Below are 12703 nucleotides of genomic sequence, written 5' to 3'. Positions count from 1 at the left end.
GAGCGGATCGCCGAGAGAAGAAGGAGCACCATCATGGCCGTTTGGGGTCTCGACATCCAGCAGGTCCGCCAGTTGAGCTCGCAGCTCAACGGCAAGGCGGGTGAGATCGAGGGCATCCTCTCGAGCCTCACCACCGCCCTGTCGAACACGCAGTGGGAGGGGCCCGACGCGAACCAGTTCCGCAACGAGTGGACGGGGCAGCACACCAGCTCGCTGAAGCAGGTCGTGCAGGCCCTCCGCGACGCCTCCCAGAAGGCCTCGCAGAACGCGTCGGCGCAGGAGCAGACCTCCAACTCGTGAGTGTGGATGGTGGGCCGAGCGTCTCGGCCCGCCACGCGGTACCGGTCTGGCGAGGGTCGAATCGTTGAGAGCACGGAGAAATGGGTGGTGAACATGGCGATGTACGGTGCGGATGTCGCGAACCTGCGGGCGCTCGCGTCCAGGTTCGATCAGGCAGCCGATCGACTCGATTCGAGCAGGGGGATGCTCTCCTCGCAGATCCGGGTGAACGCGTGGGTCGGTCCCGCCGCCACCAAGTTCCGGATGGAGTGGGACAACGATCGCAGCCGGCAGGTCGCCGCGGCCGCCGCCGCGCTCCGTGAGGCGGGGCGTCGGCTCCGGTCGAACGCCGACGAGCAGGAGGCTGCGAGCGCGGTCGGCGGTGGGGCAACAGGTGGGGGCGCGGTCGGCACCGGTCCGATCGGTGCGGATGTCGCGCGCTCGCGGATCGGGGATCTCATCGGCATCGTGCCGGACTCGGCGCAAGGCCTCATCGATGCGATCAAGGACCCGAAGATCCTCGACGACCTCTCGATCTGGGAGGGGCTCACTGCGCTCGCCGGATCCGCGGGAATGCTGGACGTCGACGTGCCCGGCCTCTCCGGATTGGGTCTCGGCATGGACGTCGTGTCTTGGACGAATGAGGTTCGAACGGGGTCGTTCGACTTCTTCGACGGCGTCGATGTGGCGGCGACGGCACTCAAGGAGTCGAAGCACCCGGTCGCCGTGCTCGGCTCGGTCGCGGTCTCGGCGACGTCGTACGCCGCGCAGGAGGCGATGAAGACGGACTTCTCGACCGACACCTGGGACGACAACGTGTCGTACCTCGCTCGGAACCCCGGCGCGGTCGTCGAAGAAGTGGGCAAGGCCGTGCTGACGGTCGGGACGAAAGCGCTCGGCTGGCTGCTCTGACCGCGAGATGGAACACCGGGAGGAAGAACGATGGACAGGATCCTGCTCACCGACGATGAGGTCGTCGCCGCTGCCGCGCTCCTCGGCGGCGCCTGGCGCGCGCCGCTGCCGACGGTGTCGGTCGAAGATCCGGGCGAGATGATCAAAGCCGCGGCGCGCGGCCGACGCAGCCTGGGGGTGCGCGGGCTGATGCAGGACGGCGCGACGCTGGCGCCGCAGCTCGCCGAGGCACTGTCGGCGATCGTTCGTCGTCGCCCCGATCGCATGGGCTATGTGGGGGAGGTCGCCGATCGCGGACTGCTCGCCGGAGGCGCGTTCGCCGCGTTCCTCGACGGGGAGCTGGGCACGCTCGTCGTGACGACGGCAAATGGCGTCAACGAGTTCACTCGTGCGACGCAGGACGAGATCGATGACTTCGTCGTCGCGTTCGTCGCTGCAGGTCGGTCCGAGGAGCGTCGGCCGATCGTCGTCGTTGCACCCGTCGACGAGACGACGACGCGATTCGCTGTCGCCACGCGCGATTCCGTGTTGTTCGGACTCGGACCGATCGGGGCACTCGACCTCGAATCCGGTGATGCGGCTCCGGAGTTCCGCACCGATCTGTTGGTGAGCTGACCATGGGAAGACCGCACAAGTACGCCTGGACCGGCGCCGACATCGAGACGTCGCTCACGATCGAGCAGCTCGGCAACATGGCGCAGCGCGCCGCCCTCGAGAGCACGGGTGACATGCTGCTCGGCAAGCATCGCATCGTGGTGGTGAAGTCGACCGATCGCGCGATCGAGTTCCGCATCAACGACTACCTGATCTCGTTCAAGAAGATGCTGGTGTTCTCGCTGTCGCTGGTCGAGCGCTCCGGCCGCAGGTACGCGTCGACGTCGATCGACTGGTACCTGACGTCGCAGACGACCGTCGGCGGGTTCATCCCGGTGAGCACGAAGTCGATGGTCGCGCACGGCACCTACATGCAGTTCGTCCGCAATCTGGTCGCGCAGGTCAGGGCGGCCGACCCCGAGGCGCGCGTCACCTTGCGCGAAGGGGTTCAGGGGCCGGATGTCGCGGCTGCGGCATCCGGATCCGGATCCGTCGGCACGCTGGCCGGTATCGCGGGGGCACCCGCATCCGCACCGGTCGCCTCGACACTGCCGCCTCCGCCGCCTCCGCCGCCTCCGCCCGTCGCGTCGAGCCTCCCGCTTCCGCCGTCTCCTCCGCCCGCGCGGCCGGTCGCGTCGATGTCGACTCCGCCGCCGCCCCCTCCGCCCGTGCAGCCGGTCTCGCTCGCCGCGCCGCCGCCTCCGCCCCCTCCGCCGGCCGGCGGAGCCGCGGGCCGGGTGCTCCCGCCTCCACCTCCCCCACCCGGCGGCCTCGTCACCGGCGTGCCGGGCCGGGCAGCCGCGGTGCCGCCCGCGGCGGTTCCTGCGTCCGCCGTGCCCGCCGTACCCGTCGTGCCGGCGGAGTCCGAGTTCGACGACGAGGACCTCGACGCGACCCGTGCCACCCAGGCGGTGTCGAACCGCCCGTGGAAGCTCGTGCTGCCCGAAGGGGCGGGCGAGGTCGGGTTGGGCGAGGCGATCGTGGTGGGCCGAAATCCGGCGGTGCCGTCGCACATGCCGGTGTCGACGAAGACCGTCCCCCTCGTCGACCGGTTCAAGTCGGTGTCCAAGTCGCACGCGGGCATCGAGGTGCGCGGCGGCCTGCCGTGGATCACCGACTTCAATTCGACGAACGGCACGACCGTGACGAACTCGGTCGGCGAGGCGACCGCCTGTCCGCCCGGCACCCCGGTGCCCGCCGCAGAGGGGTGGCGGGTCGCGTTCGGCGAGTACACCGTCACCCTGTCATTCGAGGACTGAGGGCGCAGATGACGATTCCGACTGACCGGGATGCCTCGTGGCGGGCCGTGCACGATCCCGCGACCGAAGCGGCAGAACTCGCCGCGATCGCGGCGGCCCATCCGGAGTTCGCCGAGGCGATCGCCGAGCATCCGAATGCCTACGAGGGGTTGCGCGAATGGGCGCGTGGAGCTGCAGCGGCGTTCGTCGACGTGCGAGAAGAGGTCGGCGACGCGGACTCGCGTGGTCTGCTCGAGACATCCGCAGCTCCCGCCGCGGAAGCCGAGGCGCAGGCGCAGGCCCGGGTCGGCGCCGCAGCCGAGACGCACGCCGGAACCGAATCCGACGCCGATCACCCGAGCTACACGTGGCCCGGTGAAGCACGCGACGATGATGCTCCCGCGACCCGCCCGAGTCCCTGGTGGCGGCGGCGGGCCGTGCTCGCGACCGCGGCCGGGCTGCTCGTGGTCGGAGTCGTCGCCTCGGTGATCGGCATCTCCGCCGCGGTGAAGGCCGCTGAGCTCGAACGGATCCAGGCGGAGTTCGACATGAGTGCCGAGTGGATCGTGTCGAGTGCGGACGCGCTCGCCGCGGCCGCCGAGGAGGCCGAGGGCCTGCTGGCGTCGACGCCTCCCGACCAGGTCGCGGACCCCGACACGATCGCCGGCCTTCGCGCCCTCGTCGACCAGGCGGCCCTCGCGGATGCCACCGTCCCGGATCGCGGCGCGAGCGCCGAACTCCTTCGCAGCCAGATCACCGAGCTCGACGGACGCAGGTCCGACATGGACCTGAGCGCGACCGGGCTCGTCGCGGCGATGGATCTCGTCAGGTCGAGCGTGCACGACCGCGTGCTGCAGCAGGTGACGGCCAACGCGACGTACTCGATCGAGGCGGTGGACGGGAATGGAAACGCGGAGCGGATCACGCTCGCCATCGGGTCGTGGGTGCGCGGCGACGACAGCGCACTGCTCGACGAGGCGTGGGCGTCGGTCGGTGGACTGGGCACGATGCCCCTGCTCGCCGGAACCGACGGGTTCACGGCTGCCGATGGCGCGTTCGCCTTCGGCACGGTGAGCATCGAGAACACGACCCCCGACTTCCCGGCCGAGAACTTCGCGAACGGCAACGCCTGGGTCTACCTCACGCCGCTCATCGAGTTCGACGGGTTCTTCACGGACTGGCACGACCCGAGCTTCGAGGGGCTCGGCGCGACGATGCAGGCGCGACAGTACACGAGCGGAGCGAGCACCGACGCAGTCAGCGGGCTGAATCCGCTCATCCGGGCAGACATGAGCACGAGCGACCGGTGGGGACCGGTTCCGATCGTGATCGGCCTCGACACGGTGTTCAGTCCGAACTTCCCCGAGGGGAACCCGAAGCTCGACGCGATCCACTTCACGCTGCGGCCGGCCGCCCTGCTCGACGCGACCGGCGACACCTCGTTCCAGATCGGACGGAGTTGGTGATGTGGAGCATCTACGACACGTGCATCCTGATCACGGGCATGATCAGCCTGATCGTCGCGGTGGTGCCCGTGCATGGCATCTCGTCGAAGCACCGCGTCATCGGCGGCGCGGTCGGCGGCGGGCTGATCCTGCTGTCGTTCGTGCTCGGGTCGCTGACCTCGTTCTCGTACCCCGGGCTCGTGGTGGTGATGCCGTTCATCGCGGCACTGCTCGTGGGGGCGGTGATCTCCCAGGCCGTTCGTCGCGACCAGCCGGGGGTCGGGCACGGCGAACTGGGGCACACGACGTCGCACGCGCCATCCGCGGTGGAGGCCGACTCGGCGGTGGCGTTGGCGTTCGACGGTCACTCGTACGCACTGCCCGCGGCGACGCCCGCCGTCCACCCGGACCTCGTCGCTGCCCGCAGCGCGGACACCACGCCAGAAGAGCTCGCGCGGCTCGCGCATTCGTCGAGCGCGCTGTGGCCCGACATCGCCGCGAACCCCGCCGCCTACGCTGGCCTGCTCTCGTGGCTCGCCCAGCACGGCGGCCCCGAGATCACCGAGATCATCGCCCGAAGGAGCACCTCGTGACCTTGCACCGCGACGCAGCCTGGGCCGCCGTCAACGATCCGATCACGGATGCCGGAACGCTCGCCGAGGTCGCGCATGCGTATCCCGAGTTCGGTGTCGTGATCGAGCGTCACCCGAACTCCTACGACGGACTGAACGAGTGGCTGCGCACGACCCGTTCGGTCGTCAACCCCGTCACCGCGTCCGTCCTGGAGTCGCCATCGGTCGCACCGGCACCGCCGGCGGTCGCGGCCGCCGGTCGCAGCGAGGTGCCCTACCGGGGCCGCGCCGCAGGTGCGGTGCTCTGGGCGATCGCGCTGGCCTGCTGGATGGCGAGCGTCGCCGTTCCGCTCGCCCTCATGTACCAGAACTGGTCCACCATCCTGGCGACGCAGGGTTGGCTCGCAGCCGCATCGTTCGGCTTCGCGACGGCGGGGGCGATCGCAAGTGCATCGACGACGGCGCGCCGCGTCGGTTCCGCGGTCATCCTGCTCGTCGCGCTCGCATCCGTGCTGGCCGTGATCGTGTTCGGTGGCGGATACTTCGGCAGATACCTGGCGCTCAGCGGCGCGGTGCTGCTCTTCTGCGCCTGGGCCATCAGCCGGCCGATCCGCGGCGCGGGGTGGGCCGCCATCGCCTTCACGGTGGTCGGGGGCTTCGGCGTCGACGTCACGCTGCTCGGACTCCTGCTCGGTCTCGGTCTCGTCGTGCTCTCGGTCGTGTTGGCCCGGGTCTGGAGCAACGGCTCGGTGCGGCGGCGGTGGAGGGCCTCAGGGCCGAGTCCGGCCGGGGCGTCGGCGTCGGCCGGGGCGACGAACCCGCTCGCGATCGCGGCGTTCATCTGTGCGTTCTTCTTCGGAATCCCCGCGGTCGTGCTCGGGCATGTGGCCCTGACCCGCATCACCCGCACCGGAGAGGGTGGCCGAGGGCTCGCGGTCGCCGCGCTGGTGCTCGGCTACCTCGGCATCGCCGCCGCGCTCATCCTCGTCGTCACCTCGTTCTCGAGCCTGCTCGCGGCGGCCTCCTACGGCGGCGTCGGATACTGAGGAGGAGCACGCGATGACCGAGCCGACCGAGCCGATCGATCCCGCCGCACCCCTCGTCGCCGCGGCATCCGATCCGGCCGAGCTCGCCTCCCTGGCGTACACGCACCCCGGGCTCCGAGCGGCGATCGCCGCGAACCCTGCCGCGTACGACGGGCTGCGCGAGTGGATCGCCGCGAATCCGGCTCCGGCCCCCGCCACCCCAGCGCGGACCCCGCCGCGCCGACGGGGTCTCGTCGTCGCGCTCGCCGGGAGCCTTGCGCTCCTCCTCGTGGGCGGCGGCGTGGCGACGGCAGCCGTGCTCGGCGCCTTCGGGGGCGGGTCGTCGTCGGGCGGCGCGAGCGACGCGAACGCGAGCGGGATCGCGGTGACGGACTCGCCCGAGGCATCCGATGACGGAGCATCGGCCGAGCCGATCGTCGCGCCGGTTCCCGAACCCGTGCCCGCCGTCGTGATCCTCGACGCATCGGGTTCGATGGTGCGCGACGCACCCGAGGGCGGAACCAGGATGGAGGCGGCTCGCCTCGCCGTCACGACGTTCGTCGAGGGCCTGCCCGACGGCATCGACATCGGTCTCACGGTGTTCGGCACCGGCACGGGCAACGGTGATTCGGAGCGAGCGGCCGGATGTCTCGACGTCAAGACCGTGCTTCCGGTGGCCGAGCTCGACCGCACCGCCATGACGCAGGCCGTCGCGGGTATCACGGAGTCGGGGTTCACGCCGATCGGACCCGCGCTGCGGCATGCGGCCGCCCAGTTGCCGGTGGACGGCCCCGGCGTCGTGGTCGTCGTCTCGGACGGGGTGGACACCTGCGCCCCACCGCCGTCGTGCGATGTCGCGACCGAACTGCGTGCGGCGAATCCCGAGCTCACGATCCACGCGATCGGATTCCACGTCGACGCGGACGAGGAGGCGACGGCCGCCCTCGAATGCGTTGCGACCGCGGGTGGTGGCGAGTTCTTCTCCGCGACGAACGCGGCGCAGCTCGCGGCGAAGCTCCGCGTGGTCGTCGACCCCGGTGCCGCGAGCGCGCACCTGACGCCGACCGCGCTCGACGGCGCGCGCATCGGCATGAGCCTCGAGCAGGCCGAGGCCATGCTGCCCGGGTTCGAGCGAGGGCGCACCAGGCTCGGGATCCTCTTCGTCGACTGCGATGCGGCCGAGCTGCGGTTCCGTGGCGGCGTGCTCGTCGAGATCCGCCCGAAGCAGCGTGCGACCGCCACGGTCGACGCCATCGGCCCCGGTCTGCCGGTCGGCACCGCCGACCAGATGTACGGCGCGCCGATCGCGACGGGCGACGATGTCGACGGCTCGTACGCCGACTACGCGACGGCTCCGGGAAGCCGCACCGGATACCGGGTGTACTCCGATTCCGGAACGATCCGGTGGATCGTGCTCTGCCTGTGCGGGCCGAATGCCGCCGAACCCGACACCTCGACCGTGAACTGGGTGATCGGCTTCGACGGGGTGGGTCCGATCGAGCTCGGCATGACCCGCGAGCAGACGGCGGTGTTCGGCCGCAATGAGGACTGGGGCGGCAACGCCTACTGCCCGGTGTGGTCCGTCTTCGGAAGCGACGGACGCCTGCAGGTCTTCACCGAGACCGACGCCTCGAACGGCTTCAACCCGGGCGCTTCGATCGCGGTCTTCGGCGTTGTCGCCGACGCTCCGATGCGCACGGCCCGCGGCATCGGCCTCTCGTCGACCGAGGCCCAGGTGGGCGCAGCGTATCCGAAGGCGACGGTCGGAACCGGGAAGTACGGTCAGGCGACCTATGCGGCCCACGACGCCGAGGGCGGCACGATGCTCTTCGAGATCGGCAACGAACAGGGGCCCGTGGAGTCGCAGGGCCGGGTGGTCGGCATCTACGTCGGCACGGATCAGCCGTGGTACGAGCCGTGCGCCTGAGTCGAGGCGGGCGGATGCCGCGGGCGGCCGCAAGAGGCATCCGTCACCGTCGCGGGCAGCAGGCTCAGTGCAGCAGCTCGCGCCAGTCGGCCGGCACGCGTCCTTCGGGGCCGGGCGCCGGCTGGCCATCGGGGCGGGAGAACGGCGGACTGAGCGGGACCGCCGCGGCCGACGTCTCGTCGACGTAGTCCCAGAACCAGTGCTCGCCGGGCTCGAACGAGGTCGCGACGCGGTGCCCGGTCGCCTCGGAGTGCCGGCGGGCGTGCTGCGCGATCGAGGAGTCGCAGCATCCGACGTTGCCGCAGTCGACGCAGCGGCGCAGGTGGAACCACCATCCGCCGCCCTGGTCGCAGTCGCCGCATCCGGTGCCGGAGGGGGCCGGGGCGAACTCGCTCATGCGAACACCTCCGCCGCCGCGAGCGCCCGGTGCACCGAGGCGACGGCGCTGGAGCCCTCGCCGACCGCCGCGGCCACGCGTTTCATGGAGCCCCGCCGCACGTCGCCGGCCGCGAAGACGCGTGGCACCGAGGTCTCGAAGGGGAGGGGCATGCGGCCGAGGTCGCGCCAGGCCTCGCCGAGACCCACGACGTCGGCGCCCGTGTGCAGGAATCCGTCGTCGTCGCGCTCGACCCCGCCGAGCCAGTCGGTCGCGGGCTCGGCGCCGATGAAGCAGAACAGGCCGCGGCAGTCGATGGTCCGCTCGCCGACGCTGCCGGACGCGTTGCCGGACGCGCCGCCGCCCGACAGCGTGACCCGCTCGAGGCCGTCGCCGCCGTCCAGCCCGGTGACCTGCGTTCCGGTGTGCACGTCGATGCGCACGTCTTCGGTGATGCGGTCGACGAGGTAGCTCGACATCTGCCGTCCGAGGTCGTCGGCGCGCACCACGAGGTGCACGCGGCATCCGCTCGCAGCGAGGGCGAGCGCCGCCTGGCCCGCCGAGTTCGCGCCGCCCACGACCACGACCTCGCCGCCCGCGACCTGGCGCAGCTCGAGCGTCGAGGCCGCGTAGTGGATGCCGGCCCCCTCGAACTCCTTCCACCGGTCGAGGTCGAGCGATCGGTAGGCGACGCCGGTGGTCACGACGACGGCTCGCGCCCGCACGACCGCCCCGTCGGCCAGGGTGAGGTCGAGCAGTCCCGCACCGGGGTCGAGGCGCACGGCCTCGCACGGCGCGATGACGTGGACGCCGAACTTGATCGCCTGCAGCGAGGCCTGCGCGGTGAGGTCGTCGCCGCTCACGCCGAACGGGAAGCCGAGGTAGTTCTCGATGCGCGAGGTCGCCGACGACTGGCCGCCGGGCGCGACCGCATCGAGCAGCACGGTCTGAAGCCCCTCGGAGGCGCCGTAGATCGCGGCTGCGAGCCCGGCCGGCCCGGCGCCGACGACCGCGAGGTCGACGGTCGCGTCGTCCTCGGCGGCGTAGGCGAGGCCGAGCACCTCGGCGAGCTGCCCCGGTGTCGCGTTCGGCAGGTTCTCGCCCTGCACGATCGCGACGGGCAGGTCGTCGATCGAGAAGCCGTGGTCGGCATAGGCCGTCGCGACCTCGGGGTCGTCGATGTCGGCCCACGTGTGCACGAGGTCGAGCCGCTCGGCGTACCGCCGCAGCGCGACCGCGTCGCGCGAGCGCCCCGAGCCGATGATCTTGAGCGTCCACGCGGCGGGTCCGCGGCGCAACTGCTCGCGCCTGGCCCAGAGCGTGCGCAGCATGAGGTCGCAGAGCTCGTCGTCTTCGGCCATCATGCGCTGCAGCGACTCGTGGTCGATGCGGTGCACCGTACCCGGCTCGGCAACGCGTGCGGTGAGGAACGCGCGCTGCCCGTTGAGCAGGCCGAGCTCGCCGGCGAACGACCTGGGGCCGAGCGTGGCGATGCGCGTCTCCTCGATCCACTTGAGCGGCTCGCGCACGATGTCGACGGTGCCCGATTCGACGAGCACCAGGTCGTACCAGCGGTCGCCCGCAGCGAAGAGCACGTCGCCGGGCGTCGTGTCGACGGGCGCGCCGTAGCGCAGCATCCGTCGCCACTGCTCGTCGGTCGGTTCGGGGGTCTTGCGCGTTCCTGCGGCTCCCATGCCTCAATCGTGCATGACGATCGCGAATCGCGGGAGGGCGGGTTTCGGTCGGTGCGGTCGAGCGGATGCCGCGGGCGGCCGCCGGGGTGACGACGCAGCCCTTCGGCACGCCGAGCCCCGCCGTGGGGTGCGCGTCGCAACTGGATCGCTCCTCGACGTGCCGGCCTGCGGACGCTGGGCCCCGGACGCGAGATAATGAAGCATGTCCTCCTCCGTCGAACGTCGTTCCAACCCGACTGCCTGGGCCGCGTTCTGGTTCGCGCTGGCCGGCCTCGTGCTCATGCCCATCCCGCTGTTCATCGGGCTGGCCCTCGGTGGCGCGCTCTCGATCATCGCCGCGATCCTCGCCGTGATCGCCCTCCTCAAGGGGCTCGCGCGCAATGGCAAGGGCATCGCCCCCGTCGTGTTCGCTGCGATCTTCATCGCGCTCACGTGGGGCGGCATCTCGGTCGGCGGCGGCACCGTCTGGTAGGTCGACCGGCCGGTGAGCCACTCCGGGCGACCGGGTCCGCGATGCTATTCCGCGTGTTCGTCCGGTGCCGCTTGCGTGCGCGCACGCCGCCTGAGAGCGGAGCCGACGAGGATCGCGCAACCGCCGAACAGGATCCAGATCAGGGCCACGGTCACCGGCAGGGCCGCCTCCGAAGCGGTCAGCCCGCCCGGCAGCGCACCGATCAGCATCACCGCCGCGATGACGAGCCCGAACGCCGTCAGCGTCAGCCCGATCGCGGTGAGGTACGTCGGCGCCTTCGAGGGGCGGGGGGCGACACTCGGCTTCGACATGCTTGAAACAGTAGCCCTCGACCCGGGGAGGGTCGGGCTCTGCGCCTGCGTCGTCGACGCCTCCCCTAACGTGGGTCACGACCGCGAGGAGGACGACGACATCGAAGGCAGCGAGGCGCTCTCATGCAAGCACCGTACGGATTCGGCCTTCATCACGTGCAACTCGCGATGCCGCGCAACGGCGAGGAGGACTGCCGCCGCTTCTACGTCGATGTCCTCGGCCTCACCGAGATACCCAAGCCCGCCGCCCTCGCAGCCCGAGGAGGGATCTGGGTGGGAGCGGACTCGCTCGAACTCCACATCGGGGTGGAAGAACCCTTCGCTCCGCAGCGCAAGGCTCATCCCGGAATCATCGTCACCGACCTCGATGCGCTCGCCGAGCGACTCGCGTCACACGGATGCGACGTCGTCTGGGATGGCGAGTTTCCGGGGATGCGCCGCTTCTACACGGCCGACAACAACGGCAACCGTCTGGAGTTCCTCTCCCGACGGGCATCCGAACAGCCGGTCCCCGGATAGCGTCGGAGGTCCCTCGAATCCCCGGCTCGAGGATCGCGGGCCTCCGTCCGCCGCATCATCCGCGAACATCGGTGCGTGGTCATCGGAGCGCCTGGCCGCACGATCCCGCCGTCGTCGAGTACCACGCCGCCGAGGGCCGTTCCTGGCGCCTCCGGCTGTCCCACGACGGCGCACGGATCGCACGCCTCGAGCCCGCTGACGGCGAGGCGACGACTCGCCCGACGTCTTCGCTCGGGGCACGGCCAGCGACCTGGTCCTGTTCTTCTACGGCCGCAGACCGCTGGAATCGCTCGAGTTCGGAGGCGACCGTCGCATCTTCGATCAGCTCGCCGCCTGGGACCCGTCCGTGTGACGACCGACGACGACCGGCACCGGGCCAGGGCCGCGGCTCAGGCGGTGACCCAGATCGCCGAGGCCACCGCGCGCGTCAGTTCGCCCGCTTCGCCCGCGGCCTGCAGGGTCACGAGTTCGCCCGCGGCATCCGTCACCTCGATCTCGACACCGGGGCGGATGCCGCGGCCCTCGAGTTCGCGCAGCACCTCGGGGTCGCGGTCGCTGATCCGGATGACGCGGCCCACGTGCTCGGTCGGCGCCTCGGAGAGCAGCACGAAGGGTTCGCTCGCGACGTCGCCCGACGCCGTCGGGATCGCGTCGCCGTGCGGATCGCGCGTCGGGCGGCCGAGCCGGACGTCGATCGCCTCGAGCAGCCGGTCGCTCAGCGAATGCTCGAGCACCTCGGCCTCGTCGTGCACCTCGTCCCACGCGTAGCCCATCTCGGCGACCAGCCAGGTCTCGATGAGCCGGTGCCGGCGCACGACCGCGAGCGCGCGCTCGCGCCCGGCATCCGTGAGTCGGAGCGGGCCGTACGGCACGTGCGCGACGAGCCCCTGCGCGGCCATCTTCTTGACCATCTCGGTGACGGATGACGGGGCGACCCCGAGCTTGTCGGCCAGCGCCTTCGGCGTGATCGGGTCGGCCTGCCACTCGGTGTGGGCGTACACCGTCTTGAGGTAGTCCTCGATCGCGGGGCTCGTGGTGGGTGGCATCGACCTCAGGATATCGGGGCGGCGTCGATGGCCTCGGGCGGGCATGGGCGGGGCGCCGTCATTCCGAGATCGGGCGGTCGGCGCCGGGTCAGGCGGACGGCGCGGAATCAGGACGGTTCCGGGGATCGGGTCCTGATCCGGGGGTGGACGCCTGAATTCCGAGTGTCGGATGCGCCGTGCCTACGACGCGACTGAATCGTGTCACATGTTCGCCGAAACCTTGACCGCCCCTCGAACGGGGGATAGGTTCGGACCCGCACGGAAAGCGTTATCCCAACGGGCTTCGCCCAGAG

Annotated in this window: 14 protein-coding genes; 10 read left to right on the top strand and 4 right to left on the bottom strand. The window is 71.1% G+C overall.

All coding sequences use genetic code 11. The features are described from left to right. Window positions 1-33 precede the first annotated feature (33 nt). The 8 genes from ABIC29_RS18145 to ABIC29_RS18110 all read left to right on the top strand — a co-directional run bounded on the left by ABIC29_RS18145 (window position 34) and on the right by ABIC29_RS18110 (window position 7992). Complete coding sequence (locus ABIC29_RS18145) at window positions 34-300, top strand: WXG100 family type VII secretion target (protein WP_354247748.1); 267 nt, start codon at window positions 34-36, stop codon at window positions 298-300. 87 nt (window positions 301-387) lie between these two features. Next, window positions 388-1191 (top strand): WXG100 family type VII secretion target, encoded by an 804-nt coding sequence (locus ABIC29_RS18140; protein WP_354247745.1) that lies wholly within the window; start codon window positions 388-390, stop codon window positions 1189-1191. Between the two features lie 30 nt (window positions 1192-1221). After that, complete coding sequence (locus ABIC29_RS18135; protein WP_354247743.1) at window positions 1222-1806, top strand: hypothetical protein; 585 nt, start codon at window positions 1222-1224, stop codon at window positions 1804-1806. Between the two features lie 2 nt (window positions 1807-1808). Further along, window positions 1809-3044 (top strand): FHA domain-containing protein, encoded by a 1236-nt coding sequence (locus tag ABIC29_RS18130; RefSeq protein ID WP_354247740.1) that lies wholly within the window; start codon window positions 1809-1811, stop codon window positions 3042-3044. Between the two features lie 8 nt (window positions 3045-3052). Beyond that, window positions 3053-4489 carry a variant leucine-rich repeat-containing protein gene (locus ABIC29_RS18125; protein WP_354247737.1) on the top strand — a complete coding sequence of 479 codons (1437 nt, stop codon included), beginning with the start codon at window positions 3053-3055 and terminating at the stop codon, window positions 4487-4489. Then, window positions 4489-5061 (top strand): variant leucine-rich repeat-containing protein, encoded by a 573-nt coding sequence (locus tag ABIC29_RS18120; RefSeq protein ID WP_354247734.1) that lies wholly within the window; start codon window positions 4489-4491, stop codon window positions 5059-5061. Before ABIC29_RS18125 ends, ABIC29_RS18120 begins: the two co-directional genes overlap by 1 nt. Continuing rightward, window positions 5058-6086, top strand: a complete 1029-nt coding sequence (locus tag ABIC29_RS18115; RefSeq protein ID WP_354247731.1) for a DUF4190 domain-containing protein — start codon at window positions 5058-5060, stop codon at window positions 6084-6086. Before ABIC29_RS18120 ends, ABIC29_RS18115 begins: the two co-directional genes overlap by 4 nt. Window positions 6087-6099: 13 nt before the next feature. Then, window positions 6100-7992, top strand: a complete 1893-nt coding sequence (locus ABIC29_RS18110) for a vWA domain-containing protein (protein ID WP_354247728.1) — start codon at window positions 6100-6102, stop codon at window positions 7990-7992. Window positions 7993-8056: 64 nt separating this feature from the next. On the opposite strand, the gene ABIC29_RS18105 is transcribed toward ABIC29_RS18110, so the two are convergent. Together ABIC29_RS18105 and ABIC29_RS18100 are read right to left on the bottom strand one after the other, a co-directional pair. Then, the gene (locus tag ABIC29_RS18105; protein WP_354247725.1) at window positions 8057-8389 is read right to left on the bottom strand and encodes a UBP-type zinc finger domain-containing protein; all 333 of its coding nucleotides are present in this window, start codon (window positions 8387-8389) and stop codon (window positions 8057-8059) included. Continuing rightward, window positions 8386-10062: an FAD-dependent oxidoreductase gene (locus tag ABIC29_RS18100; RefSeq protein WP_354247723.1), complete on the bottom strand. Its 1677-nt coding sequence runs from the start codon at window positions 10060-10062 to the stop codon at window positions 8386-8388. The genes ABIC29_RS18105 and ABIC29_RS18100 overlap by 4 nt, the downstream gene beginning before the upstream one ends. A gap of 202 nt (window positions 10063-10264) precedes the next feature. Between ABIC29_RS18100 and ABIC29_RS18095 the strand changes: the two genes are divergently transcribed. Continuing rightward, window positions 10265-10534, top strand: a complete 270-nt coding sequence (locus ABIC29_RS18095) for a hypothetical protein (protein WP_354247720.1) — start codon at window positions 10265-10267, stop codon at window positions 10532-10534. Between the two features lie 44 nt (window positions 10535-10578). Here the strand turns inward: ABIC29_RS18095 and ABIC29_RS18090 are convergent, their stop codons facing one another. After that, window positions 10579-10845 (bottom strand): hypothetical protein, encoded by a 267-nt coding sequence (locus ABIC29_RS18090; protein ID WP_116086078.1) that lies wholly within the window; start codon window positions 10843-10845, stop codon window positions 10579-10581. Window positions 10846-10968: 123 nt separating this feature from the next. Here ABIC29_RS18090 and ABIC29_RS18085 point away from each other — a divergent pair, with 123 nt between their 5' ends. Next, window positions 10969-11364 (top strand): VOC family protein, encoded by a 396-nt coding sequence (locus ABIC29_RS18085; protein WP_116086081.1) that lies wholly within the window; start codon window positions 10969-10971, stop codon window positions 11362-11364. Window positions 11365-11753: 389 nt separating this feature from the next. Here ABIC29_RS18085 and ABIC29_RS18080 read toward each other — a convergent pair whose 3' ends face one another. Next, complete coding sequence (locus ABIC29_RS18080) at window positions 11754-12410, bottom strand: metal-dependent transcriptional regulator (protein ID WP_116086086.1); 657 nt, start codon at window positions 12408-12410, stop codon at window positions 11754-11756. Between the last annotated feature and the right edge of the window lie 293 nt (window positions 12411-12703).

This window comes from Agromyces sp. PvR057 (assembly GCF_040547485.1).
GTDB lineage: Bacteria > Actinomycetota > Actinomycetes > Actinomycetales > Microbacteriaceae > Agromyces.
The sequence above is the reverse complement of the archived record's forward strand: the minus strand, read 5'-3'. Positions and strand labels throughout refer to the sequence as shown.